Origin of the sequence: Wolbachia endosymbiont (group A) of Apoderus coryli (genome assembly GCF_947251615.1) — a bacterium.
Classification (GTDB): Bacteria; Pseudomonadota; Alphaproteobacteria; order Rickettsiales; family Anaplasmataceae; genus Wolbachia.
Genome location: NZ_OX366367.1, coordinates 579,965 through 606,324, shown reverse-complemented (window position 1 = coordinate 606,324; position 26,360 = coordinate 579,965). Strand labels below are relative to the sequence as shown.

Annotated in this window: 19 protein-coding genes and 3 pseudogenes; 5 read left to right on the top strand and 17 right to left on the bottom strand. The window is 36.1% G+C overall.

The window, feature by feature from the left end; translation table 11 throughout:
• The first annotated feature begins 61 nt into the window (after positions 1-61).
• Positions 62-1,720, top strand: a complete 1,659-nt coding sequence (locus OPR43_RS03075) for a coiled-coil domain-containing protein (RefSeq protein ID WP_265035439.1) — start codon at positions 62-64, stop codon at positions 1,718-1,720.
• A gap of 237 nt (positions 1,721-1,957) precedes the next feature.
• A pseudogene (locus OPR43_RS03070) lies at positions 1,958-2,801 on the top strand (IS630 family transposase).
• Positions 2,802-2,856: 55 nt separating this feature from the next.
• On the opposite strand, the gene OPR43_RS03065 reads toward OPR43_RS03070, so the two are convergent.
• The 13 genes and pseudogenes from OPR43_RS03065 to OPR43_RS03005 all read right to left on the bottom strand — a co-directional run bounded on the left by OPR43_RS03065 (position 2,857) and on the right by OPR43_RS03005 (position 17,500).
• Positions 2,857-3,689 (bottom strand): IS5 family transposase gene (locus OPR43_RS03065; RefSeq protein WP_265029708.1). Its coding sequence is split into 2 segments (ribosomal slippage): positions 2,857-3,323 and positions 3,323-3,689, totalling 834 coding nucleotides; the frame shifts between segments, so codons are not numbered across the junction.
• A gap of 86 nt (positions 3,690-3,775) precedes the next feature.
• A protein-coding gene (locus OPR43_RS03060; RefSeq protein WP_265029708.1) for an IS5 family transposase occupies positions 3,776-4,608 on the bottom strand; the annotation gives its coding sequence in 2 pieces (ribosomal slippage) (positions 3,776-4,242 and positions 4,242-4,608; 834 coding nt in all).
• A gap of 59 nt (positions 4,609-4,667) precedes the next feature.
• Positions 4,668-4,806 (bottom strand): annotated as a pseudogene (locus OPR43_RS03055) (IS4-like element ISWosp8 family transposase); the annotation flags it as partial.
• 240 nt (positions 4,807-5,046) lie between these two features.
• Positions 5,047-6,864, bottom strand: a complete 1,818-nt coding sequence (gene uvrC / locus OPR43_RS03050; RefSeq protein WP_265035438.1) for an excinuclease ABC subunit UvrC — start codon at positions 6,862-6,864, stop codon at positions 5,047-5,049.
• Entirely contained in the window at positions 6,848-8,965 is a 2,118-nt protein-coding gene (gene glyS, locus OPR43_RS03045; RefSeq protein WP_265035437.1) for a glycine--tRNA ligase subunit beta, read from the bottom strand. The genes uvrC and glyS overlap by 17 nt, the downstream gene beginning before the upstream one ends.
• A 3-nt stretch (positions 8,966-8,968) precedes the next feature.
• Entirely contained in the window at positions 8,969-9,808 is an 840-nt protein-coding gene (locus OPR43_RS03040; RefSeq protein ID WP_265035436.1) for a glycine--tRNA ligase subunit alpha, read from the bottom strand.
• Between the two features lie 44 nt (positions 9,809-9,852).
• Positions 9,853-10,611, bottom strand: coding sequence for a phosphatidylglycerophosphatase (locus tag OPR43_RS03035; RefSeq protein WP_265035435.1), 759 nt, complete (start codon positions 10,609-10,611; stop codon positions 9,853-9,855).
• Between the two features lie 137 nt (positions 10,612-10,748).
• Positions 10,749-11,753 carry a porphobilinogen synthase gene (gene hemB, locus OPR43_RS03030; RefSeq protein WP_265035432.1) on the bottom strand — a complete coding sequence of 335 codons (1,005 nt, stop codon included), beginning with the start codon at positions 11,751-11,753 and terminating at the stop codon, positions 10,749-10,751.
• The gene (nuoH, locus tag OPR43_RS03025) at positions 11,746-12,771 is read right to left on the bottom strand and encodes an NADH-quinone oxidoreductase subunit NuoH (protein ID WP_265025691.1); all 1,026 of its coding nucleotides are present in this window, start codon (positions 12,769-12,771) and stop codon (positions 11,746-11,748) included. Before nuoH ends, hemB begins: the two co-directional genes overlap by 8 nt.
• Positions 12,755-14,803: an NADH-quinone oxidoreductase subunit NuoG gene (gene nuoG / locus OPR43_RS03020; RefSeq protein ID WP_265025692.1), complete on the bottom strand. Its 2,049-nt coding sequence runs from the start codon at positions 14,801-14,803 to the stop codon at positions 12,755-12,757. Before nuoG ends, nuoH begins: the two co-directional genes overlap by 17 nt.
• A gap of 2 nt (positions 14,804-14,805) precedes the next feature.
• Complete coding sequence (locus OPR43_RS03015; protein ID WP_265025693.1) at positions 14,806-15,021, bottom strand: hypothetical protein; 216 nt, start codon at positions 15,019-15,021, stop codon at positions 14,806-14,808.
• Between the two features lie 238 nt (positions 15,022-15,259).
• On the bottom strand, positions 15,260-16,762 hold the full coding sequence (locus OPR43_RS03010; RefSeq protein WP_265035429.1) for a leucyl aminopeptidase: 1,503 nt from the start codon (positions 16,760-16,762) through the stop codon (positions 15,260-15,262).
• 96 nt (positions 16,763-16,858) lie between these two features.
• A complete protein-coding gene (locus OPR43_RS03005; RefSeq protein WP_265035640.1) occupies positions 16,859-17,500 on the bottom strand; it encodes a protocatechuate 3,4-dioxygenase in 642 nt (213 codons plus the stop codon).
• A 515-nt stretch (positions 17,501-18,015) separates the two neighbouring features.
• Here OPR43_RS03005 and OPR43_RS03000 point away from each other — a divergent pair.
• Positions 18,016-18,150, top strand: coding sequence for a hypothetical protein (locus OPR43_RS03000; RefSeq protein ID WP_265035428.1), 135 nt, complete (start codon positions 18,016-18,018; stop codon positions 18,148-18,150).
• Here OPR43_RS03000 and OPR43_RS02995 read toward each other — a convergent pair.
• From OPR43_RS02995 to acnA, 3 genes are all read right to left on the bottom strand, one after another.
• Complete coding sequence (locus tag OPR43_RS02995) at positions 18,112-18,312, bottom strand: hypothetical protein (RefSeq protein ID WP_265035427.1); 201 nt, start codon at positions 18,310-18,312, stop codon at positions 18,112-18,114. The two genes, OPR43_RS03000 and OPR43_RS02995, sit on opposite strands and share 39 nt — an antisense overlap.
• 251 nt (positions 18,313-18,563) lie before the next feature.
• Positions 18,564-21,704, bottom strand: a complete 3,141-nt coding sequence (putA, locus tag OPR43_RS02990; protein ID WP_265035426.1) for a bifunctional proline dehydrogenase/L-glutamate gamma-semialdehyde dehydrogenase PutA — start codon at positions 21,702-21,704, stop codon at positions 18,564-18,566.
• Between the two features lie 124 nt (positions 21,705-21,828).
• Entirely contained in the window at positions 21,829-24,414 is a 2,586-nt protein-coding gene (gene acnA, locus OPR43_RS02985; protein ID WP_265035425.1) for an aconitate hydratase AcnA, read from the bottom strand.
• A 280-nt stretch (positions 24,415-24,694) separates the two neighbouring features.
• On the opposite strand from acnA, the pseudogene OPR43_RS08490 reads away from it, so the two are divergent.
• Positions 24,695-24,823, top strand: a pseudogene (locus OPR43_RS08490) (WPE palindromic element domain-containing protein); the annotation flags it as partial.
• 198 nt (positions 24,824-25,021) lie between these two features.
• Here OPR43_RS08490 and secB read toward each other — a convergent pair.
• Positions 25,022-25,525, bottom strand: coding sequence for a protein-export chaperone SecB (secB, locus tag OPR43_RS02975; protein WP_265035423.1), 504 nt, complete (start codon positions 25,523-25,525; stop codon positions 25,022-25,024).
• 164 nt (positions 25,526-25,689) lie between these two features.
• On the opposite strand from secB, the gene OPR43_RS02970 reads away from it, so the two are divergent.
• A complete protein-coding gene (locus OPR43_RS02970) occupies positions 25,690-26,319 on the top strand; it encodes a Tim44/TimA family putative adaptor protein (RefSeq protein WP_265035421.1) in 630 nt (209 codons plus the stop codon).
• The last annotated feature ends 41 nt before the right edge of the window (positions 26,320-26,360 follow it).

Here is a 26,360-nt window from a genome sequence, read left to right as displayed (position 1 = left end):
TTAGTTGATTTTTTAATTAAAATTGTTAGTATTATAGTATATTTTCTAAAAATGTAAAATTATGCCATGGGAGAACGAAAATGTATTTATAGCTGAGGGTCAAAGTTTAAATGTAGATGAACAGCAGAAAAAGGATATTTTAGATGTGATTGAATCTTGTAGCAGCTTTCAAGAGACTATAAAACAATTGGAGGAAAAAAATTTAATCTGGTATTTTATTGGCCCTTTACGCAAAGATGAGAACATTACAGGACAGATAAATTTAAAGTGGGAAAAGGAGTTCCAAAAATTTGAGCAATCAATAAATGAAACACATAGAGAATTTGAAGCATCTTTACCAAATCAAAATTTCTTAGTGTATTCAACAAAAGATAATGACTTCAAAATTAGATTTGAAAATGAAGAAAAACCAATAGAAATTAGCAATATTTTAAGGGCCAGCAGTGAAGGTAAGGTTTATAACATATCTTTGGGGGAAGGTAGTCAAATAACCGCAAGCAAGAAAAATGGCAATGAGAGGCACTATGATTTTACTGGTTCAAGCTCATGTGAAATGACCATTAATTGGCAGGCTAAGGATTCTGAAGGTAACAGCATAGACTGTAGCATGACCGTAAAATTGGATTCTGGTGGTATACAGAGTGTTATTGGTAAGCCAAAATTTGGTGATTTAAAGTTCACACCAGAGGAAACAAAAGATAAAATATTAAAATTAGTTGAGCAGAATAAAGAAGTTTTTATCAATGGAAAAACTCTGCATCAAGCTTTTACTAAGAGTGTGGACGATCAGCAAATACCTGAGAAAGAAACATTTACAAAAGATCCACATATATCACCACAGTCACCTACACCAAGCAGCAGTGGGTATTCCTCTCCTAGAACACCTTCTTCACGTAGAAGTTCTATATCCACTAGCAGTGAATTTAGTGATGAAGATGAAATATTTGAGGATGATATGTCTGGTGATGAAGAAGAGTATGAGCAAGAAGGATTAAAAGATAAAGTAGATGAAATTATAAACGAAATTGAGGAATTAAAGGAAGGAAAAGAAACATTTGCTCAATATTTTGCAGCGCAGGCAAAGCAGTTTGAGGATCTAAGATTAGAACGTGACTCCTTAAAATCCACACTTGCGGAATTTGAAGAGAGTTATAAAGAAAAGGAAGACATGTTACAAGAAGAGTTGAAGTCTGTTAAAGAGAGTCTAGAGCAACTACAGAACATATTACAGCAGGAAAAAGGTCAGGCAACTCAAACTGAAGTTGAATATGAAAGTAGAGGAACAAGCATGCAGCAGCAAGACCAAGGTATACAAGCTGTAAACAACAACTCAAGCAGAACAGCTAGTGGGTTAAGACAAGAAAACAAAAAATTGACTAGAGACAAACTAACTATATCTGAACAATTAAAACAAAAAATAAGAGAGATTGACGAGTTAAAGAAAAATTTAAAGCAATTACAAGAAGAAAATAAACAACTAAAACAAGAAGTTACTAAAAATGCAGGAGTTGATGCATCATCTTCAACAGACCAAAGAGAGGCTAAAGAAGCAGAAGCTATACCGCAAAACATTATGGATTGGCCTGTTCCAATTCCAGACGATAAACCGGAAGAGCAGAAAACTCCATTAGAGCCAATCAAGGTAAATACAGAATTATCAGATCCAAAATCAATCCCTGCTGAGGTTTCGGAAAAATCTCCTCCTCTTCCAAAAGGATGAGTTTTTGCTTCTATTGTTAACTATAGCTAAGACGTCATACCGCCGCAGCCACTAACGAGTAGCGGAATGACGGTTGTCAGCCAAGTGACCTTACCCAGAAAAAGTGGAGAGAAAGTTGAGAATGTTTTTTTATAAAAAGAATGATGAATCAAAAAGTTCAGGAATGCAATAGTTATAGCTCTTTTCATAGAAGTCCGGATGTGATAAGATAAGGATAGATGATGATAAGGAGGTTGAGTGCCAGCAGCATATAGTTATGACTTAAGGAAAAAAGCAATGGAAGCGCTAGACGAGGGAGAAAGCAGAGAAACAGTGGCAGCAAGATTTAAAATTGGACGAACTACTTTATGGGAGTGGCAGCAAAGAAGAAAAGAAACAGGAGACTTTCAATCAAAAAAACTTGGAAATGGAGGTTACAATCACAAAATTACCGACTGGGATGCCTTTGCTAAATTTGCTAGAGAAAACGGAGGAAAGACTCTGTCGGAAATGGCTAGACTTTGGGGCAACGTTAGTATCCAAACGATCCACCGAGCTCTCAGAAAAATTGGATTTACGCGCAAAAAAAGACATATGGATACAAGGAAAGGAACGAAGAAAAACGTGCTGAATTCTTAAAAATTATAGCAACAAAAGAACCAGAAAACTTAGTTTATATAGATGAGTCTGGCATTGATAACACAGAGGACTATCCATATCCAGAAAGGACAGCGGTTTTATGCCCTAAAATCTGGAAAGAAAACTCAACGAATCAGTATGGTTGCAACCTTAAGTAGAAGAAAGATAGTTAACCTTTGAAGGCCACTGTAATATGGATGTTTTTAATGGATGGTTTGAGCAATTTTTGACACCGATCTTGGAACCTGGACAGACTGTCACTCTTGACAATGCTACTTTTCATAAGTCTGGTAAGATTATCGAGCTTGCTAGAGGAGTTGGTGCAGAAATTCTGTATCTGCCGCCGTATTCTCCAGATTTCAACAAAATTGAGCATCATTGGTTTGCTATAAAAAACAGAGCTAGGAAAAACATTCCTCTATTCAAATCTTTTCGTCATGCTGTTGATTCTGCTTTCCTATGATACGTTCGGACTATTATGAGATATGCTATAAGAGGTTGTCCGGAAACTAGTAAACTTAGGCATATTCCCTCCGTAACATAACCCTACTCATAGCCAGATATATGAAACTTTCAGTAGATGTTGTAAGTAAATCGTACTCTTTTGATAGTCTTCTATTCCTATTGATCCAAGCAAAAGTCCTTTCTACCACCCACCTTCTCGGCTGTACTAAAAATCCAGGATCCCGTTGTGGCAATAGTTCTAGTGGTGTATCTTTATGCACCCAAAACCTACATGGAGGCCTTTTCACAATTTCAATATCTATGCCATATTCTTCCTCTATATGGGTTTTTAAATCTTTTCCTTGGTACCCCATATCAGCCCACATTTTTTTTACTTTAGTATATTTTGTTCTCATATTGTTTAATGCTATTTTAATACCATCTCTATCATTTTCATTAGCAGCTCCTACGTAACAACTTAGTATAAAACCCTGAGTATCTGTAATTATATGTCTTTTTCTCCCCTTTACCTTTTTCGCACCATCATAACCTTTGACCCCCCTTTTTCCGTGGTTTTTACCGACTGACTGTCCACTATGCATGCGCTCGGCTCTTCATTTCTTCCCATTTTTGACCTACTATATTTAGTGATATCATAGTTCATTTTCTCAAAAATCCTCTGTTTCTTCCATTGCCTAAACTGCTCATATACAGTCTTCCATAGCGGAAAATCATTTGGTAAATACCGCCATTGGCACCCTGTACGCAATACATAGAAAATTCCCTCTAACATTTTTCTTTTACTATATTTTGGCGGTCTTCCTCCTTTTTTGTATGATACTCTGAAGTACTTCTCTATTTGTGCCCATTCCCTTTCACTTAGATCTGTTGGATACTTTTTTCTCATCTTTACCCCATACTAAAATTTCAAATATCATAGCCTTTTACCTGTTTCCGGACAACCTCTAAGAGGTTGTCCGGAAACTAGTAAACTTAGGCATATTCCCTCCGTAACATAACCCTACTCATAGCCAGATATATGAAACTTTCAGTAGATGTTGTAAGTAAATCGTACTCTTTTGATAGTCTTCTATTCCTATTGATCCAAGCAAAAGTCCTTTCTACCACCCACCTTCTCGGCTGTACTAAAAATCCAGGATCCCGTTGTGGCAATAGTTCTAGTGGTGTATCTTTATGCACCCAAAACCTACATGGAGGCCTTTTCACAATTTCAATATCTATGCCATATTCTTCCTCTATATGGGTTTTTAAATCTTTTCCTTGGTACCCCATATCAGCCCACATTTTTTTTACTTTAGTATATTTTGTTCTCATATTGTTTAATGCTATTTTAATACCATCTCTATCATTTTCATTAGCAGCTCCTACGTAACAACTTAGTATAAAACCCTGAGTATCTGTAATTATATGTCTTTTTCTCCCCTTTACCTTTTTCGCACCATCATAACCTTTGACCCCCCTTTTTCCGTGGTTTTTACCGACTGACTGTCCACTATGCATGCGCTCGGCTCTTCATTTCTTCCCATTTTTGACCTACTATATTTAGTGATATCATAGTTCATTTTCTCAAAAATCCTCTGTTTCTTCCATTGCCTAAACTGCTCATATACAGTCTTCCATAGCGGAAAATCATTTGGTAAATACCGCCATTGGCACCCTGTACGCAATACATAGAAAATTCCCTCTAACATTTTTCTTTTACTATATTTTGGCGGTCTTCCTCCTTTTTTGTATGATACTCTGAAGTACTTCTCTATTTGTGCCCATTCCCTTTCACTTAGATCTGTTGGATACTTTTTTCTCATCTTTACCCCATACTAAAATTTCAAATATCATAGCCTTTTACCTGTTTCCGGACAACCTCTAACTTTAAAATCATAGAAAATACTGTCGTAAAAGGAAGTTTTCTTGTTCGTGTGAAACTCAACACAATGGATTCTCTGAAAAGCTTTCGAGTATATTATATTTTTAATTTGTAGAATAAGATTTTTTCCTTTCTGCATGTTTCGTCTAAAAAGGACACATTTTAAACTTTTTTATAGAAACAACAGCGTTTTTTTTCACTCTTTAGATAATTTAATGCGAAAAAATTTAGAGAGAAATTTTACACACTATCGCTTATATTTTTCCTTAAGTTGACGCCATTGCGTGAACGGTTACGTTTTAACAGAGTAGCTTCTCAATGAAGAGATTCTGAGGAAAAGTGTATGAATATCTGCTTTAACAATAAAACGGGTTTGGTGTCATTCCAGTACTCCTCTCTTATAATTCACGTATTTAAGAATGACTTCTGCTAAACCTTTACTAATTCCATGTACGTTTTGAATTTCAGCCAGAGAAGCTTTGCTTATATTTTTCACTGAACCAAAATAAGACATCAACGCTTTTTTTCTTTTGTTGCCAATGCCGGGTATTTTGCTTAATTGTGAAACTATAAACTGTTTATCGCGTTTTTTTCTATGTGAAGTTATCGCAAAGCGGTGGGCTTCATTACGCAGCGATTGTAAGTAAAGCATGACTTTGCTGTCATTTACCAGACTGAATTCTTCCCTGCCCAGCATATAAAATCTTTCATTCCCTGCGTTACGATCAGGACCTTTTGCCATACAAGCAAAAGGAACGTTTATATTCAATACTTCCAGTACATTCTGTACTATGGAAACATGTCCTGGTCCACCATCAATCAGTAAAAAATCAGGTATTATGCCTTTTATATTGCCGGAGAAACGTCTGGTTAGCACTTCCCTCATCATTTTATAGTCATCACCTGAAAATTTTTCCTTTATAGTAAATTTTCTGTACTCACTCTTTAAAAAACCCTCCTGCCCTGCAACAATCATCACACCAATTTGCTGGCTTCCAGAAATATGGCTATTATCATAAACCTCGATACGCTTTGGAATACTTGGTAACAAGAAAACTTTGCTAAGCTCCTCAAGCTTTTCTAGGTTATTTCTATAATCGATAAGCTTCTGCTCTAAGCTATGCTGAGAGTTATCATAAACAAATTTCAATAAATCACGCTCTTTTTTATTCTTTGCATGCAGAACTTTTACTGGCTTTTGAGCAACCTTATATAGTGCTTGTTCTATAATTTCCTTATCCACAATAGAATCTGGAACGTAAATTTGTATTGGAGGTATGTTAGCTGAATTATAAAAATTGACCAAAAAGGTGGATAAAATTTCATCATTTGAGTGATCACCACAGTTCTCGGCAAAGTAAGGAGTGCTGCCGTAGTTGTCTTTATTTCTGAACGATAACACACTAATACATGCTAGATCCTCTTCACGTACAATACTGAAGAAATCTGCATCTTTTTCAAAAGAAAAATCCGTGTGCTGTATTTGAATTTGCTCAAGAAACTTTACCCGATCTCTATATATAGCAGCAAGCTCATAGTTTTCTTCACTGCTGCACTTTCTCATTGTGAAAAGTAACTGTTCTTTCACTTCCTTATTTCTTCCAAGCAATGTATTTCGTGCCTGTTTTACTGATTGGCAGTAGTCGTCTTTTGTGATTTTGTTTATGCATGGTGCTGAGCAGCGCTTAATTTGATACTCAATACATGGTCTTTTTGTTGAGGAAAAGTATTGATCTGAACATACTCTCAAGAGAAAAGCTCTTTGCAATGATAATATAGTTTGCTTAACAGCAGCGGCAGATGTAAAGGGACCATAATAATGAAACTCATTCTTCTTAAATTTGCCTCTATATTTCGCTATTCTTGGATAATCGTGCTTGGAAATTGTTATATAAGGATAATATTTTCCATCCTTAAGCACAATATTATAAGGTGGCTTCAACGATTTTATTAACTGTGCTTCAAGAAGCAGTGCTTCGATTTCATTCTCAGTGATGAATATTTCAACCTTAATAACCTGTGAGAGCATAACTCTAATTCGTTCAGAAAGGTTTTCGAATTGAAGGTAGTCGGATAACCTCGACTTCAAGTTTTTTGCTTTACCAATGTATAAAATCTTATTCTTATCTCCAACCATCTTATACACGCCACAGGACTGTGGAGATGATTTGATTTGTTCTTTATATTGCCTGAGCATTTATCCATTGCTTAACCTGTATGAGGTTAAAATCTGCTACTAAATGAAAGACGGAAACTACATTTTCAAGCAAAGATAATCTGTTTCTTCTCAGCTTATCAGAATCACAGTTAATCTTTACACTGTCCATAAACTGATTGATAAACGGAGCAAAACCAGCAAGTTCATCAAGCGCTGCATTAAAGTGGTTATTTTTTATTGCTTGTTTTATGTTTTTACAAGCAGTTATAGCACAATTTGATAGCGCAATTTCTTCATTTTCAATCAAAAATCTCTTACCGTAAGATGCACTATAAGTAGTGCCATCACTTTTCCTTACTTTGCTCATCATGTTACTGACTCTTTTGTAAGTGCTTAGAATCTGTTCACCTTCTGGCGTACTAAGATAACGATCCAATATAACAGTTTGCTTTTCTGCTGTCAGCAGATCATTAATATCGATTTTATATAGTATTGAATCTACGACATCTTGCCTTATATCTCTATTTTTTAAAATAACCTTGAATCTTTCTAAGCAGAATCTAAATACTAGTTCTGAAATTTGTTTTCTATTTGGCTTATCAACTGACGTTGTATTTTTATTAAATAGAAGCCTTGAATATAAAGATACTGACTTGTCTATCATTAGCCTAATTGGAATATGCAAATTATTTTCAAGTATTGTCCTAATTATACCAATTGTCATTCTCCGCAAACCAAACTGATCATACGAACCAGAGATTTTCTCACCTGCTGCAATTAAACCAACTAAGCTATCCACTTTGTCTGCAATTGACACAGCAATTGCTGAAGGGGATTTAGGACATTCCTGCTCTGGCCCGATTGGCTTATAGTGTTCAGTTATAGCTTCCACTATTTCTTTATCTTCGTGAAAATAAGAAGCATAATATCCACCCATTACTCCTTGTAATTCTGGAAACTCTCTTACTATCGATGTTGCCAAATCAGCTTTTGCCAAATATGCAGCACGTTCAACTTTTATCAGCGAAGCATGTGGAATAAATATAGCTATATACTTTGACAGAGCCGTAATACGCTTTACCTTTTCCCCCACGCTGCCAAGTGAAGCATGAAATAATATCGAACCTAATTTTTTGACATAATAATCTAGATTTTCCTTTTTATCTTGAGATATTAAAAATTGGGCATCAGCAAGACGTGCTTCTAATATTCTTTCGTGCCCTTTAACAACTTCACCATTGTTGACGTTGACAACAGTGACAAAGTGTGAAATTCTCTTTCCATTACTTAAAGCAAGGTATTTTTGCTGCGTATTAATTATACTAAGAATTACTTCCTTCGGTAATCCAAATGACTTTTCTTGATTCACTTCACCAAACAGTACGATTGGCCACTCTATAAGCCCTGTCAATTCATTTAGTAAATAATCATTTTTCTCAAGTTGTAAATTCTGCTCTTTTGTGAATTTATTAATCTGATCTAGTATAAATTGCTTTCTTTTGTCCATTTGGAGAATTACACTGTTTTTTTCTAGCAATTCAAAATAGTCTTTAGGTGCTTTAACAGTTAACGCTGTACCACTTGAGAGAAATCGATGGCCATATGTTGTGTTAGATGCTGTGATCCCTGCAAAAGACACAGGTATTATTTCATCATTTAAAATGCATAAAATGTTTTTAATTGGCCTAACCCACCTTTCTTTTCCTTCGCCCCATCTCATACTTTTTGGCCAAGAGAAATTTTTTAATATTTCTCCTAGTTGATTTTTAAGAAACTCTTGAATGTTAAATGAGCAGCTTTCTCTTTTAATGAAGTAAAAATCCTCATTATTTACTTTTCGAACGAGCAAATCTTCTTCATTTTTCTGATATTTTCTTAAAAAACCTTCGATAGCACTTTTTGGTGCGTTAATGTTTGGTCCCTTAACTTCGTTATTGGAATCCTTTAGCTCCAAAGCATTTATGTTGTCGACAAATAGGGTAATGCGACGTGCCGTTACAAAAACCTCTATAGATGCAAATCTTAAATTGTTTTTATTAAAAGCACTGGTAATATAACTCTTAACTTGAACTGCAGCTGAATTCTGCATTCTCGGTGGTATTTCTTCTGAAAGGCACTCAAATAACAACTGCAACGACATACGCTATTTACTCATGTACAATTCGCAACATTTTTTTGTCAGCTCTCTAACTCTACCAATATGCGCTGTACGTTCATTTACACCAAGCACACCTCTTGCATCAAGCAGATTAAGTAGGTGACTAGTTTTAATACATTGGTCATAAGCTGCCATTGGTAGCTCCTTTTCAATAAGGAACTTACACAATTTTTCCGTATCTTCGAATTGCTGCTGTACCACTTTAGTATCATAATAATCTAACGCTAGATAAGAAAATTCATATTCTCTTTGTTTAAAAATATCTCCGTAAGTTACACCATTATCGTTCCAAATTATATCGTAAACATTATCTACACCTTGTATGCACATTGCTAAACGTTCCAACCCATATGCCACCTCACCAGGAATCATCTTGCAGTCAATCCCTCCAACTTGCTGTATATAAGTAAGCTGTGTTACTTCCATTCCATTGCATGTAACTTCCCATCCAAGTCCTGATGCACCAACACTTGGATTTTCCCAATCATCTTCAACAAACTTAATATCATATTTTTCTGTAGATATGCCAAGAGCTTTTAAGCTATCTAAATAGACGTCTTGTAAATTATTACCAGACGGTTTTATTATAACTTGGTATTGATGATGTTGATACAAGCGATTAGGGTTATCGCCATAGCGACCATCTGCTGGCCTAATTACTGGTTGTAGATATGCAATTTTTGTCGGTTTTGTATCAATTGCAGACATAATTGTTGCAGGATGTAATGTGCCAGCACCAACTTCAGATGTGTATGAGTGAAGTATAACACATCCTTCACTAGCCCAAAAATCTTGTAACTCTTTTATTATACTTTGTAAGTTCACACAAATTGCACACTTTTTATACTAAATATATAAATAAATAAGTACTATTCAATATTTATTTTTTTTGCAGCACTATGTAAATAATCACCTAAAACTGCTGAACTTTCCCTCACATACTGAATTATGCTTTTATTTAGGACAATTGCATCATGCATAGTTAAATCGCAGAATATAAATGCTGTTAAATACAGTAAGATCACCGCATAAAATGTGTGAAAAATCCCCTCAAATGTAATTGACATTGCATTATTATAGCTGAGCTGTATTGAACTTATTGGCCATGGTTTTATCACTTCTACGACATTAAAAAATACGTAAGGTATCATAAGAAAAAAGAAAAAGTGCATAAAATCATTAAACCAAAATGGGCATTGAAACATCTGCTTACATATACTCCCATAGAGTTTACTTACAGCATAATAAATTGACATTATTGCTGGCATTGAAAGTGCTACAGTCAGTACTTGCCCTGACGCTATTTGTATTACTATGTCTTCACCACTGTTTGCTGAAGGGTCCTGAGCATGAAAAATAAATATTCCAATTAATTGCATTACTAACATAACTATTGCCAATTTTGTAAAAATAGCAGCTACAACTATTCCTGAATTTGGCATTTTATATAGTAAATATTCGCCTCCATATGTAAAAATCAATATAACATCGACAATAAATAATATTAAAAAAGAAGACCAATAGTTCTGCCAACCTGGTAAATATCCTATTCCCAAAAAAGAGCTTACTGTTTTGGCAGGAAAAACCTTGCCCAGCATCTTTCCCAAAAATTCAAAAAAAATCCCCATGCCCTAAGTAACACTTGGTTTATATCATTTATAATACTGTATTGTAACGGACTTATCAATAACTTAAAACATGTATTGGAAAATTTTAAGTAATATGCAGCAACAGTAGAAGAACATGCGCCAAAAATCTAGTAATTTTATAGGGCTTGTGCACTTAAATTTTTTGCAATATCAAGTGCAGCGTAAGTGAATATTGCACTTGCACCCGCACGTTTGAAACCAATCAAAGACTCATAAATCACCTTGTCATAATCTAGCCAGCCATTATTTGCAGCAACTTTTATCATTGCGTACTCACCGCTTACTTGGTAAGCAAAAATCGGAAAATTAAACTTATCACTTGCTGTTTTGATAATATCTAAATATGGCATACCTGGTTTAATCATAATAAAATCTGCACCTTCATTTATATCCATTTCAATTTCGCACATTGCTTCGCGCGCATTTTTATAATCCATTTGATAACCACTTTTGTCTATAGAATGTGATAGCCCACATGAACCAACGACTTGCCTGAATGGAGCATAGAAGCTAGAGCAGTATTTCACCGCATAAGATAATATTAATACGTCTTGAAAGTTGTTATCATCTAATGATTTTCTGATTCTTCCTATTCTACCATCCATCATGTCAGAAGGAGCAACTATATCACATCCTGCCTTCGCTAAAGCAAGTGCTTGCTTACACAGTACTGATATAGTTTCATCGTTTTCTACATCCACCTGATTATCTTTTAAAATGCCGTCATGGCCATGAATAGTGTATGGATCCAGTGCAACATCTGCAATAACACCAATTTCCGGTACCTTTAATTTTACAGCACAAATTGCTTTGCAGATTAAATTGTCAGAATTATACGCTTCCTCAGCGTTTTCAGATTTTAGTTTACTACCAACTACAGGAAAAATTGCAACAGCATTAATTCCTAAATCTTTAGCTTCCTTAACTATGGACACTAATCCATCTATTGAATAACACTTTACGCCTGGTAAGCCAGAAATTGGTTCAGTTGTTTCTTCTCTGTTATGAACAAACAGAGGAAGAACCAGATCATTTACTGATAAACTATTTTCACTTGTTAAATTGCGAACCCATTTGCTCGAGCGCCTGCGCCTTAACCGTGTGTTTGGAAAATTAAACATTGGATCCAGGCAAATTCCCAGTAAAGAGCAACACCCCTGAAATGAGTATCACCCAAAGCACCGATATTGGTAAAAACACTTTCCAACCAAGGCGCATTAGCTGATCATATCGGTAACGAGGTATTGTTGCTCTAATCCAAATAAATATAAACAAAAGTATAACTATTTTCAAAATGAACCAAATTAAACCTGGAATTTTATAAAGCAAACCAAGTTCTAATGGAGGATACCACCCTCCTAGAAAGAATATCGTCATCATAGCACTTGCTAGAATCATATTTGCATATTCTCCAAGAAAAAAGAGGGCAAAAGGCATGGATGAATATTCAACGTTATATCCAGAGACAAGCTCTGCTTCAGCTTCTGGTAAATCAAATGGGTGACGATTAGTTTCTGCAAGCAAAGAAATAAAAAATATTATTCCTATAGGCATTAGTAGTAAATCAACCCAAAATGGCATATTATGTTTTGCCACTACCATTTCTCCAAGATTTAATGTTCCAGTGGTAATAACGACTGTAGCAACTATTAAGCCTATTGAAACTTCATATGAAATCATCTGAGCAGCCGACCGTATAGCGCCAAGAAATGCATAATTAGAATTGCTTGACCAGCCTGCAATAATTACGCCGTATACTCCCAGCGACGATATAGCTAGCACATAAAGCACTCCAACATTAATATTTGCTATAACCTTAGGAATAACTACTTGCTGGCCATTTTCTACAATTACTTCAGCACCAAACGGTATAACTGCCCAGGCAATTAATGCCAAAATAAAGGTAAGCATTGGAGCCATAATGAACAGTATAGTGCTCGCTCTAAATGGTATTATCGGCTCTTTAATTATCAATTTGATAGCATCTGCGAACGGCTGCAATAACCCAAATGGCCCGACTACACTTGGGCCGTGCCTTAGTTGAATTGCAGCAATAACCTTACGCTCAAAGTATACCAAGTATGCAACTGAAAGTAGTAGCGGTACTAAAACAAATAAAATATTAACTAGCGTGTTCATAAAAAGCCTTAGTACAATCCGCCATTATTTTTGAAGCGCGACTTATTGAATCCGTCATATAAAAATTACACTCCTTTAAAGTAAAAGGTGTATTACTTAAGCTTATTTCACCGCTGCTGATTGGAATCCATTTATTTTTTATCACTTGATCAGCATTTCTAAACTGTGGACCGATAGTATCTAATTTTTTTCTCACGTCAAATAAACTATCATATGGTAAGGAGAGATCCAAATATTGCGAGAGATTTTTAATAATTAACCAATCCTCCTTTGCTTCACCTGGAGGAAATACAGCTAAATTTGTTCTTTGCGCTCGACCTTCAGTGTTTACATAAGTTGCATATTTTTCTGTATATGCAGCACCAGGCAAGATAACATCTGCTACATGTGCACTTTTATCACCATGATGACCTTGATAAATTACAAATGTATTTTCTAATTTTGATGTATCAATTTCATCTGCACCAAGAAGATAAACCACTTCTATTTCACCACTTTCTGCATGTTCCAATATTTGATTAATATCCCTTTCGCCTTTTTTAGAAGCAAACCCAATATCTAGCCCACCAACTCTTGCTGCAGCTTTATGCAGCACATTAAAGCCATTCCAGTCGTCTCTGACCATGTTAAATTTTTCTGCAATTTTGCCAGCTAGAACTAGAACTGATTCAGAATCGTCTCTTATCAACGCATCTTGACCGATAATCAGCATAGGGTTTTGAGCAGCTACCAGCAGCTCACAGAACTTATGATTTCCATTTGCTATTTCACTCAAAATATCAGGATTATCGCCCAATTTCTCAACATGATATAAATATTCAATGTTAGGACCAACACTTGCAACAGGAAAGTTGCCCTGTAAATATCTCTTTCTCAATCTTACGTTAATGATCGGTGCTTCTATCCTTGGATTTGTATTTATAAGCAGACATAAATCTGCATTTTCTATACCTTCAATAGTGGTATTGAACACATATGACCCACGATTACTTGGTATAAGCTTTGCACCATCTTGCCTGCAGTCTATATTTCCCGAGCCGAGCTTCTGCATCACTTCTTTGAGTAGAAGCATAGACTCACAATCTGCTAAATCACCTGCAATTGCAGCTATTTTATTTGATTTTGTATTCTTTAATTTTTTTGCAGCAATAGTCAATGCTTCATTCCAATCAACTGGGGCTAATTTACCATCTTTTTTTACATAAGGTCGATCAAGACGCTGAACTTTTAGTCCATCATAGGCAAAGCGGGTTTTATCTGATATCCATTCTTCATTTACCTCTTCGCTCAGTCTTGGTAATATTCGCATAACTTCCAGGCCACGATAATCAACTCTAATGCTACTTCCCACAGCATCTAGCACATCTATAGTCTCACAATGTGATAGCTCCCATGGACGCGCTGTAAAGGAGTAAGGCTTTGAAGTTAAAGCCCCTACCGGGCAGAGATCTATGATATTTCCAGATAATTCAGAACTAATATGCCTTTTTATGTAAGTGCTAATCTCTACATTTTCTCCCCTTCCGATTCCTCCAAGTTCATTTGTACCTGCAACATCAGACAAAAATCTAACACACCGAGTGCAATGAATGCATCGATTCATCGCAGTCTCAATCAGTGGTCCGAAGTGTTTTTTTGGCACAGCCCTCTTATGCTCATCAAGTCTGCTGTTTCCTTTCCCATAAGCCATCGTGATATCTTGCAAATCGCATTCACCACCTTGATCGCAAATTGGGCAATCAAGCGGGTGGTTGATTAGCAAAAACTCAAGCACACCTTCACGTGCTTTTTTAACCTTAGGGGTATCAGTGTGAATAACCATCCCTTCTGCAACTGGCATTGCACAAGAGGCTACTGGTTTTGGAGGTCCACCCTCCACTTCAACCAAACACATTCTGCAGTTACCAGCAATTGCTAAACGCTCATGATAACAAAAACGTGGAATTTCAACGCCCACAATTTCACAAGCTTGAATTATAGTGAGCCCATGCTCTACTTCACATTCCTTAGAATTAATAGTAACTTTAACCACAACTATTGTACAGCTTCCCACTTTATAGGATTGCCGCTTACCTCATCTTCAACCAGATTGCCGTTGTCATATTGAGCAGACATATAATTCATGCGCGAGTCACGATCTATATATCTAACAGGTTTTACCGGTTTATCTTTATACATTTTTTGCTCGGCTTTCTTACGCTGAGTAGGGTTGTTTTTACTAGCTGTCTTTGCTTTCCCACCTACTGCCATATAAACTCCTAAAAACTTTTCATTCTATTTTAACACTTAAGTATATAGCGTCAATATTTAATAACTTTAAAATTTCAATAGATCTCTTATTATAATCATTGTTTAAATAAAAAGTTACTCCTTGATATCATTCCAGTGCTTGACCAGAAAAAAAGAAATATGTATCAGCTACTTTCATTTGCTGCGCCTCGAAAATAAATGTTCATGTAGCTAAGCCATAAATCCAGTATAAAGACCTTTAATCATTGGCTTCGTAGTACTTTTTAACCAACTTATTAAGTAACCTTACACCAAAACCTACTGCTCCTCTTGGACAAATGTCAGTACCTTTTTCGTGCCAAGCAGTGCCTGCGATATCTAAATGTGCCCAGCAAGTTTCATTCACAAAACGCTGTAAAAACTGTGCAGCCATTATGCTATCTCCACCAGAGCCTGCAGGAGCGATGTTTTGAACATCAGCAATCGGTGAATCAATAATTTTGTCATAAGTTTCATTCATAGGAAAACGCCATAACTTCTCATTTACTTCATTTCCTGCATCAATCAGACGGTTTGCTAATTCATCATTATTTGCAAAAAGACCAGCATATTCGTTATTTCCAAGTGCAACCACTATAGCACCAGTTAAAGTTGCAAGATCAATCATAAATTTTGGTGAGAATCTGTCTTGCGTATACCATAAAGCATCTGCAAGTATGAGCCTTCCTTCTGCATCGGTGTTCAACACTTCTATTGTCTGTCCAGACATTGAAGTTACTACATCACTCGGTCTTTGAGCATTACCACCCACTGCATTTTCTGCAAGTGCGACCACGCCGATTGCATTTACTTTTGCTTTTCGTCCTGCTAAAGCATGCATCACCCCAACCACAGTAGCAGAGCCTGCCATGTCATATTTCATTGACTCCATACCACGTGAAGGTTTGAGTGATACTCCACCAGTGTCAAACGTTATACCTTTACCAACAAAAGCTATTGGCTTTTGTTCTTTAGCAGCCCCATTCCATTTTATCACTACTAATTTTGGTTCTTTACTACTTCCTTGTGCGACTCCAAGCAAGGCTCCCATTTTTTTCTCTTCCATCTGCTTTTTATCAAGCACTTCGATTTCAAGGCCAAGCTTAGTAAGTTCTTTTTTTATATGATCAGCATAGGATTCTGGATATAGAATGTTAGGAGGCTCTGTTATAAAAGAGCGCGCAAGGAATATACTCTCACCTTCTTGCCTTAAGTGCTCAAATGATCTTTCAGCATTACTTAATTGCTCATCTTTTACTAATACGGTAATTTCCTCTACCTCTGTAATTTTCTCATCCTTTTTAGTTTTATACTTATCAAACTTAAAACTACGCAGAAACGCACCATATGCAACATTTGCTGCACTACCTTCGATTAAAATCGCTGCTTTCTTAATTTTTAATCTGCTTAGCTCACAATATATTTTACCACCAATATTTAATTCTTTATTTTCATTCCATTCATCCTTCTTACCAAGTCCAACAACTATGACATTTTTTTCTTCTGGCAAAGTAGTAGAGAAAAATTCACCAAAACTTCCATTGAAATCGCTAAATTGCTTTATATTATCTATGATCTGTTTTCTTTGCAAAACTCCGCCATCATTTACGGTTTCGTTGTCCTCAAATAAACCCGTTACTATTGTTTTAAAATCGGGCGAAATTTTAGAAATTGTTATTTTCATTGCTGGCATCTCCGTTGCAAATAATTGTAAACTGTACATAAAACATAGCAAAAACATCAGTAAGATATTTTTCATATACATCCTAAGTACAATAACACTTAAGTTTACTATGGACTACCTTACATGCAAGGGTTTTTATCTTTTATTAGAGAACTTATTATATCCGCCCAAGGTAATGTTAAACGTATAGGTTTTTATGACCTGATCACTGTAAGTAAATGGTGTTATGAGAAGGCTTGCAAGCCCATTACTAACAAAATCTCCAAGAACAGGATCAGCACAATTATCGCAATTATGGTCAGCAAAAAACATTTGCGTTGTGAATTCTGGAAAATCTGGATGTTGAACTAGAAAGTTGATATGTGGAGCTCTATCACCAATTTTGCCAGGTGCTATCGTAATAAAATTATAATAGCCAAGGTTATTCACTACAAACCTTCCTGATCCAGCAAAATTCGGATCATCCTCTATATTCTTATCGTAATGGTTCACGCCGCGTGAATTCGCGTGCCATATAGAAACTACAGCATTTTGTATTGGTAAACAGTTTATATCAGTAATTCTACCCACTATGTGTATTAATTCTCCCGTTGCACTATTTGGAGAACCAGGTTTCCTTCTTAAATTGTTTGAAGAGCTAAAATTTTTTGGCCTTGCATCAAGGTCATAAATCTCTGGAGTTTCAATGCAGTTAAGCAAAACAGGATCAGCTGCAAATAGCGGCAAACTGAATACCGTTTGTACTAAAAACGCTAATAAGATATTTTTCACATTCATTTCATTCACAATAGACTTCTTGCATAACCATATAACAAACTTTTATTGGGAATAGAAACGAAAAAATTACTTTACAAGCTTCGCCAGTCCCCTTATCATGAAACTGAAGCTATTTATTTATCTTCGCAATCTGTGCAGGTTAATGACAAAAAACTTAGGGTATTTGGCGTCTCATGTTTAATTTTTTGCACTATGTGCACCTTATGTCTTTATCAAATTTCTGGGTTTTTACCTACACAAGCTGAAATACGCTTATAAAGCATTTAAAACATCAAAAAACGCCAACTTAAAAAATGGATAGTGAATAACTAGCTACCCTAGGGTTTCTTTTGCCTTTTTTTCTGTTTAGTAAATTTCTTAACGTTTATAATTTAGATTAGTTGCGGTTTAAAAGCAGCTGAATCGCGGTTATTAAGCGTTTAGAATAAAAAAACGCCATACTTGAAAGTATAATGTAAGTAATTAGCCAACCACGGGGCTTCTTTTGCCTTTTTTTTCATTTGGTAAATTTCTTAATGTTTATAGCTAAACGACAACCGTCATTCCAGTACCTTCTCTTGTCATCCCAGTGCCCAGACACTGGGATCCAGTTCTTATTACCTGGTATAAAGTTAAGTTTTCTGGATTCCAGTGTCTGGGCACTGGAATGACACCGTCTTGGATGGAAGGGCTGGATGACAGGAGAAGGAGGCTACTTTCATGACATTATCATAAAGTAAAATGAGATCCCAGTGTCTGGACACTGGGATGACAAGAGGGGGGTATTGGGATGACAAAAAAAGGAGGCTACTGGGATGACGAGAAAGGAGCACTGGAATGACATCATAGGGGCTACTTTCATGACATCATTCTTTTTCCTGGATCCAAGTAGTCAGGGCACTGGGATGACATCATAGAGGCACTGAGATGAAACCGAAGGGGCTACTCGGATGACACCTTTTTTCTGCTTAGTTTAGGTTATGCAAGAAGTCTAGTGCATGAACTGGTCCTTTTCGGATTTTAGCGCTGTCTGCACGAACGTCTAGTTTAGGGGTAAGATAGGAGAAAAATTAGGGCCCGCAAATTAATCCAAACACATAAGTGTAGTGTTACCACCGAATGCTGTAGTGTTAACACTTACAACTTTTTCTGTAGAAAAACGCTGTAAATAATGAGGACCACCAGCTTTTGGCCCAGTGCCAGATAGTCCTCTACCACCAAATGGTTGTATCCCAACTGCTGCACCTATCTGGTTACGGTTGATGTAGACATTTCCAACTGATATTTTTTTACTTATAGTGTCAATTTGACTTTGTATCCGACTCTGCAAAGAAAACGTGAGCCCATATCCTGTATTGTTTATATCATTTATAACTTCATTCAAATTTGACTTATTAAAACGTATGATATGTAAAACAGGACCAAATACTTCTTGCTTTAATTGCGAAATTTTTTGTATCTCATAAATATATGGAGGAAAGAAATAACCATTATGAGAATTTGTATCCATGGGTACTTTAAATAACAGATTTGAATCTTTATCCTCTGACATTTTTTGCGTATGTTGAGTGAGCATATCGATAGATGCTTTATCAATTATTGGACCAATATCAGTACTAAGTTGTATTGGGTCACCAATCTTTAGTTCTTGCGCTGCACCACATATCATTCTTATCTGTTTTTCTGCTATATCTTCTTGAATAAATAGCACTCTAAGCGCAGAACAGCGTTGGCCAGCGCTGCGAAACGCAGAAAGCAAAACATCCGTAGTCACTTGCTCTAAGAGAGCAGAGCTATCAACAATCATAGCATTTAATCCGCCAGTTTCAGCAATAAATGGCACAATAGGACCATCCCTATTTGCAAGCATTTTATTGATTATTTGAGCGGTTTGCGTTGAGCCAGTAAAAGCTACTCCGGCAATTCTATTATCTGGAACTAATATTTTGCCTAAATATCCACCATCCCCAGGAATGAGGTGTAACACATTCTTTGGTATCCCAGCTTCATGTAGTATCTTAACAGCTTCGTAGGCAATAATCGGCGTTTGCTCTGCCGGTTTTGCCAGCACTGCATTACCTGCTGCAAGTGCAGCTGAGACCTGCCCGAGAAAAATAGCAAGTGGAAAATTCCATGGTGATATACACAGGAAAACTCCCCTGCCTTCAAAAAAGATGAAGTTATCTTCACCTGTTGGACCTGGCAATTTTTTCCAGTCGCTCAGTTCATTCTTTGCTATCATTGCATAATAACGCAGAAAGTCGACTGCTTCTCGTACTTCTGCTATTGCATCAGATAAAATTTTTCCTGCTTCCACAATCAGAATGTAAATTAACTCTTTCATTCTTTCTTCAAGTAAGTCAGCAGCTTTTTTCAAGTGTTTAGCACGTTCTTCCGCTGGAGTGCTCTGCCATGCAGAAAACGCATTATGGGCTACTTCAAGAGCATTTAAAGCTTGATCACTTGTTGCGTTCGACACTTCTCCTATTACATGCTCCAAATGTGCAGGATTCACCACTTCAGTAAATTTGGCATCATCAAAAAGTGACTGTCCGTCAATTATTGGTCCAACTTGCCATTTCTTTTCACTAAAACCCTTTATATCATCTGCAAATTGTGAGACTATCACAGAATCACTAATATCCATTCCTAAGGAATTTTTTCTTTCTTCTTTCAAAATATCTTGTGGCAATGGAATATTTGGATGAGGTTCATGCTCCAAGCTTTTAGCTTTTTCTGATGGATCCGAAACTAATTCTTCAATTTTAACGTTAGGATCATTTATTTGATTGACGAACGAACTATTAGCTCCATTTTCAAGAAGACGTCTAACAAGGTATGGTAATAAATCACTACGTTTACCAACTGGTGCATATATACGGCAACTGATGCTTGTTGCAAGTTCTGACATTGCATAATCATATAAGTCTTTTGCCATTCCATGTAAGCGTTGAAATTCAAATCCAGGGTGGTTTTTATCAGCAAGTTCCATGATAGAAGCAAAAGTATAGGCGTTATGAGTTCCAAAGCATGGGTAAAAGCTGTTTGGTTTACTCAAAAGTTTCTGTGCGCACGCGAGGTAAGATACGTCAGTATAGCTTTTTCTTGTAAATACTGAGTAATCATTTAATCCCAATTCTTGCGTACGCTTGATCTCTGAATCCCAATATGCACCTTTTACAAGCCTCACCATAATTTTGTGCTTTGATCGGATAGCAACATCTTCAACAAAGTCAAGAACAGATAAAGCGCGCTTTTGATATGCTTGTACAGCCAAGCCGAGCCCTTCCCACTCAGAGAGTGAGTCATCAAGACGCAATTGCTCGAATAAAACTAATGACATCTCAAGTCTTTCTGATTCTTCTGCATCTATGCATAATGAAATATTGTACTTTTTTGCTTCATGACAAAGCTCTAGCAGTTTAGCTCTCAACTCTTCAGCTATATTATCGAATTGGCTGAATTCATAACGTGGGTGTAAAGCAGAAAGTTTGATTGAAATTCCATGCGATTTAAAACAATCATTTATTTCAGTGGATTCACCTATAGCTTTTATTGAGTGCATGTATGAATCAAAATACTCTTCTGCATCTTCAGCTGTGTGAGCAGCTTCGCCAAGCATATCAAAAGAGCATAAGAACTTGCTATTATCATTTAGTTTTACATTTTCCAGTGCTTTCTCTATAGTCTCTCCAATAACAAAATGCTTACCAAGCATAGACATTGCTTGTTTTACTGTTTTGCGAATAATCGGCTCTCCTAAATTTTTAAGTAATTTAGAAATTGCGTAATAGAACTTCGAATCGCCTTCATTATCTCTCAATATACTACTTCCTATCATTAAACTCCATGTGGAAGCATTGACAAACAATGAGGAAGAATGTCCTAAATATTTACTCCATTCTTGATTGGCAATTTTATCTTTGATTAGCTCGTCTATTGTATAATCATCTGGTATTCTAAGTAGTGACTCAGCAAGACACATAAGCGCTATTCCTTCGTCATTGGAAAGCGAGTATTGCTGCATGAAAGAATCTATGACATCTAATTTGTTGCCTTTAATCTTTTCAATAACTTGTTTTGCTATATTATAAATTCTATTTTTTGAATCAGCCGAAAGCTCTGTTTTTTCTACAAGGCGGCGTACATAACTTTTCTCATCAGTACGATAAAACCCTTGTAAACGTTTTCTCAACTCGTTAGGTTCTTGTATAGGACTAATCATATATAATTATCTGCAAAACACTCTGTTACCATATGTAAGGTAAAATTATATCATAACTTTGCATAGAACAAATCATTATTTAAAAAGGGATCAGGGCTGGCTAGAAGAAGTCCATGCAATAACTTTAAAAGGATTGTGCAAGTATGTAGCTTAACACTCCGCCATGCATTAAGTATTTAATCTCAGTTGCGGTTTGTACACAGCATTTGAGTTGAATTGATTGCTTTGAATTATCCTTTCTTTTGATGATACATTCTAGATTTCCACCTGGCACTATTTCACCTTTTATGCTTATTACCTCACTACCATCAAATATCTTTCTGGTTATTCCATTTTGGAATATAAGTGGAAGAACACCCATGCCGACCAAGTTGGACCTATGTATACGCTCAAAGCTTTCTGCAATTACAACTTTAATCCCCAACAATAAAGTACCCTTTGCTGCCCAATCCCTACTTGAACCTGTGCCATACTCCTTTCCTGCCACAATGATGAGAGCTTCCTTGTAGCGCATTGCTGCATCAAAAATCGACATAGTTTCTTGAGAAGGAATATATTTTGTATAGCCGCCTTCGATGCTTACCATTTCATTTTTTATTCTAATGTTAGCAAAAGTCCCACGCATCATTACATTGTGGTTACCACGACGAGACCCATACGAATTAAAGTCCTGTGGCTCAATTCCAAGATTTTTTAAATATATACCTGCAGGACTACTTGAGGCAATATTTCCAGCAGGGGAAATGTGATCAGTGGTTATGCTATCGCCAAACATTGCCAATATTTGTGCACCTTTTATATCGATTTTATTATTTTTAGGTGATAAATTATCAAAATAAGGCGGATTTTGTATGTAAGTGCTGTTTGCATCCCAATTATAGATTTCACTTTTTTCACACTTTATCTTTCGCCAATGTTCATCACCAGAAAAAACATCCTTATACTTTTGTATGAACATCTCACGTGTTACCACACTTTTAACACAATCTTCGATTTCATTGTTTGTTGGCCATATATCTTTGAGATAGACATCATTTCCATTCTTATCTTTGCATATTGAATCTTTTGTCAAATCAATTTGCACAGTGCCTGCAAGTGCATATGCAACAATAAGTGGCGGAGATGCCAAGTAATTAGCTTTGACTAACGGATGAATTCTTCCTTCAAAGTTACGATTGCCAGATAAAACTGCAGCAACGGTTAAGTTTTTGTTTTTAATGCCATCTTCTATATCTTTATTAAGTGGACCAGAATTCCCAATGCAAGTTGTGCAACCATATCCAACTAAATTAAAGCCCAAAGCATTCAGATCTACCTGCAACCCTGACTTTTCTAAATATTCTGTTACAACTTGTGACCCTGGAGCAAGAGAAGTTTTAACCCAAGGCTTTGATTTTAATCCAAGTTTAATTGCATTACGAGCTACAAGACCTGCAGCAATCATCACACTTGGATTTGAGGTGTTAGTGCAGCTTGTTATTGCTGCACTAACTACACTTCCATCTTGGAGTTTATCGCTTTCCTTTGACTCATTAACTGAAAATGATTTAGAAAAAGACTCTGCCACTTGTGAAAGAAAAACCTTATCTTGTGGTCTTTTGGGACCAGCCATTACTGGCTTCACGCTTGATAAATCAAGCTCTAGTGTGTCAAAAAACGCTAACTCGTCACTGCTACGCCACAGTCCTTGCTCTTTCGCATAAGCCTCAACTAATTTAATCAGCTCTTTTGGCCTTCCGGTCAAGTTTAAATAATCTAGCGTTTTCTGATCAATTGGAAAAAATCCACAAGTTGCACCATACTCTGGGGCCATGTTTGCTATAGTGGCTCTATCTGCCAAAGATAAATAATCTAAACCATCACCATAAAACTCTACAAATTTACCAACAACACCTTTCGTTCTTAGGATATTGGTAACCGTCAGCACTAAATCAGTCGCAGTTACTCCTTCCGGCAGTCTGCCAATTAATTTAAATCCAACTACTTCTGGAATCACCATACTAATTGGTTGACCAAGCATCACAGACTCAGCTTCTATACCTCCAACACCCCAACCAAGGACTGATAACCCGTTAACCATTGTAGTATGGCTGTCAGTACCAACTAAAGTGTCAGGATACAAAACCCCATCCTTATTACATACAACTTGCGCTAAATATTCAAGATTCACTTGGTGGCAAATTCCAGTACCTGGCGGTACTACTCTAAAATTTGTGAAGGACGATTCCCCCCACTTTAAGAATTGATATCTCTCCAAATTTCTTTTTACTTCTAGCTCAACATTCTTACTGAATGCGGAAACACTCCCATAACTATCTACTTGAACAGAATGGTCAATCACAAGATCAACCGGTACAGATGGATTTATGTTGCTCGGGTTTCCTCCATTTTTCTTAACATAGTCCCGCATTGAAGCTAGATCAACAACAGCAGGAACCCCTGTAAAATCTTGCATCAACACCCTTGCTGGTTTGTAGCTAATCTCATGATTAGTGTGTTTATTGACGCAGTCTGCTAGTACTCTTATGTCATCTAGCTTTACGTTTACTCCATCTTCATTGCGCAATAAATTTTCAAGCAGAACCTTAAGTGAGCAAGGCAATTTAGTCACATCTATTCCTAAAAATTCACTAGCACTACTTAGGCTAAAATAGTTGTATGACTTCCCGTCAATGTTTAAAGTCGTTTTTGCGTTTAAAGAATTATTCATTCTGCATAACCATTTTTAAGTGAAAAATCAACTAATGATGTCATTCCAGTGCATGACACACAACTGTACGAACGTCCCGTGTTGCAGTAGAGTAAGCATAACTACCAATGTCATCCCAGTGCCCAGACACTGGGATCCAGAAAATTTGACTGCAAATAAGCACGCTATACAACACTTTTGATGAAATTGAACAACGAAACTGGATCCACAACTGTACGAACATTGTGATTTGAGAATAATCTCCGCCAGGAAGGGTGTCATCCCAGTGCTTTGGCACTGAGATCCAGAAAACTTAATTTTAAATAAGTACACCAGATAGCTGTATAATAAGAACTGGATTCCAGTGTCACGCACTGGAATGACATCATTTATTATGCAACATCGTGTCACATTGCAACGTTCGTACAGTTGTGAACTAGATCCCAGTGTCACGCACTGGGATGACAAGAATAATTTGCACCTGGATGACAAGGATGAAGTACATTTGGATGACAACTGGATATATAGATCACATTCAAAATCATTACGCATATTCTGCTTCATTTCAGATATTTCCTCCTTTGGTACCTCAGTAGCACAGCTATTTTCAGCTATATATTATACTATATTAGTTAAAATTGGAATTACTACCGTTACTTTTTTGTTGTTGACTTTGCTGCTCGTACATAGTTTCGAAATCTATAGGATCTAGCATCAGTGGGGGAAATCCACCACTACTTGTAACTCTTGCAATTATTTCTCTTGCAAAAGGGAAAAGAAAAGTAGGTCCGCCAATAAACAAAGCTTGTCTTACCTCTTCCTCACTCAACTCTTTTAAATTTTCTATTGAAAAAATGCCACAATATTTCGTCTCACAAATGAAAGCTACGCCATCTTTTATATCTGCATCTTTTATCGTTGCTCTGACTTCTATATGCAAAGTAACTTCATGGAAAGATTTTTCTTCATTTACTCCTTCTTTGTTTTCCATCCCTTCTAATTTTGCTGAATTGATATTAACCATTACATTAATATCTGGAGCTTTACTAGAAGAAAGGAATGGCGAATTCGGATTCTCAAATGATAGATCTTTAACATATTGACCGTGAATTCTCATTTTTTGTTGTGGCATTTCTTACGTCTCCTTTAATTAAGTTGAGATATTTAATACTTTCTTATATAATATATTCATTTACAAATGAATAGCAAACCTGATTATAAGTTGATATGAAAAACATATTTTCATTAATAATTAATAATGTTCGGATACTTTATATGCCAAGGAGTTGAGTTACTATGATAGAGCTTGTAATATATGCTTTATTAGCGGCGTTCATTTTTTCACGTTTGTATAATTCTTTAGGAAGGTCAGCCAATCTCAACCTAAAAAAGCTAACTAATGTATTGGATGTAAGTCGAAGTAAAGAAGATGTAGTAGAAAACATTGAGGATTACATTGATAGCAATGATAAAAATTCAATAAAAGTTACTTATGAACAAATATTAAAAAAAAACAAAGATTTTTCTATTTCCCACTTTATAGAAGGTTCAAGCATAGCTTTTGAATTAATAATAAAGTATTTCAATCAAGGAAATCTGTCCCAGTTAGAATCTCTCTTGGATAAAGATTTATATAACAACTTCGCAAAAAAGATTAAACATCGTAAAGAGATGCACGAGTCTATAATTGTTTCTATCGTTTCACAAAAGATTTTAGAAATAAAGCTAATAAAAAATGTAGTGTTTATTGCAGTATATTTCCTTTCAGAGCAAATTAACTTCGTTAAGAACAATGAAGGGGATATCATATCAGGTAGTACATCCACCATTAATAAAGTTGAGGATGTATGGCAATTCAAAAAAAATGTTAATTCATCAGACCCAAGCTGGTTGCTTGTTTCTATTCACTATAATAAAGATAAGTAACGATAAGAGAAATGACAAGTAAGATTAGTTTTATTTAGAGT

Coding starts and splice junctions, on each gene's coding strand:
- OPR43_RS03075 (WP_265035439.1), top strand. CDS start 62: ATGCCATGGGAGAACGAAAATGTATTTATAGCTGAGGGTCAAAGTTTA.
- uvrC (WP_265035438.1), bottom strand. CDS start 6,864: ATGCTCAGGCAATATAAAGAACAAATCAAATCATCTCCACAGTCCTGT.
- glyS (WP_265035437.1), bottom strand. CDS start 8,965: ATGTCGTTGCAGTTGTTATTTGAGTGCCTTTCAGAAGAAATACCACCG.
- OPR43_RS03035 (WP_265035435.1), bottom strand. CDS start 10,611: ATGGGGATTTTTTTTGAATTTTTGGGAAAGATGCTGGGCAAGGTTTTT.
- hemB (WP_265035432.1), bottom strand. CDS start 11,753: ATGTTTAATTTTCCAAACACACGGTTAAGGCGCAGGCGCTCGAGCAAA.
- nuoH (WP_265025691.1), bottom strand. CDS start 12,771: ATGAACACGCTAGTTAATATTTTATTTGTTTTAGTACCGCTACTACTT.
- OPR43_RS03015 (WP_265025693.1), bottom strand. CDS start 15,021: ATGGCAGTAGGTGGGAAAGCAAAGACAGCTAGTAAAAACAACCCTACT.
- OPR43_RS03010 (WP_265035429.1), bottom strand. CDS start 16,762: ATGTACAGTTTACAATTATTTGCAACGGAGATGCCAGCAATGAAAATA.
- OPR43_RS03005 (WP_265035640.1), bottom strand. CDS start 17,500: ATGAATGTGAAAAATATCTTATTAGCGTTTTTAGTACAAACGGTATTC.
- OPR43_RS03000 (WP_265035428.1), top strand. CDS start 18,016: ATGTTTATAGCTAAACGACAACCGTCATTCCAGTACCTTCTCTTGTCA.
- putA (WP_265035426.1), bottom strand. CDS start 21,704: ATGATTAGTCCTATACAAGAACCTAACGAGTTGAGAAAACGTTTACAA.
- acnA (WP_265035425.1), bottom strand. CDS start 24,414: ATGAATAATTCTTTAAACGCAAAAACGACTTTAAACATTGACGGGAAG.
- secB (WP_265035423.1), bottom strand. CDS start 25,525: ATGCCACAACAAAAAATGAGAATTCACGGTCAATATGTTAAAGATCTA.
- OPR43_RS02970 (WP_265035421.1), top strand. CDS start 25,690: ATGATAGAGCTTGTAATATATGCTTTATTAGCGGCGTTCATTTTTTCA.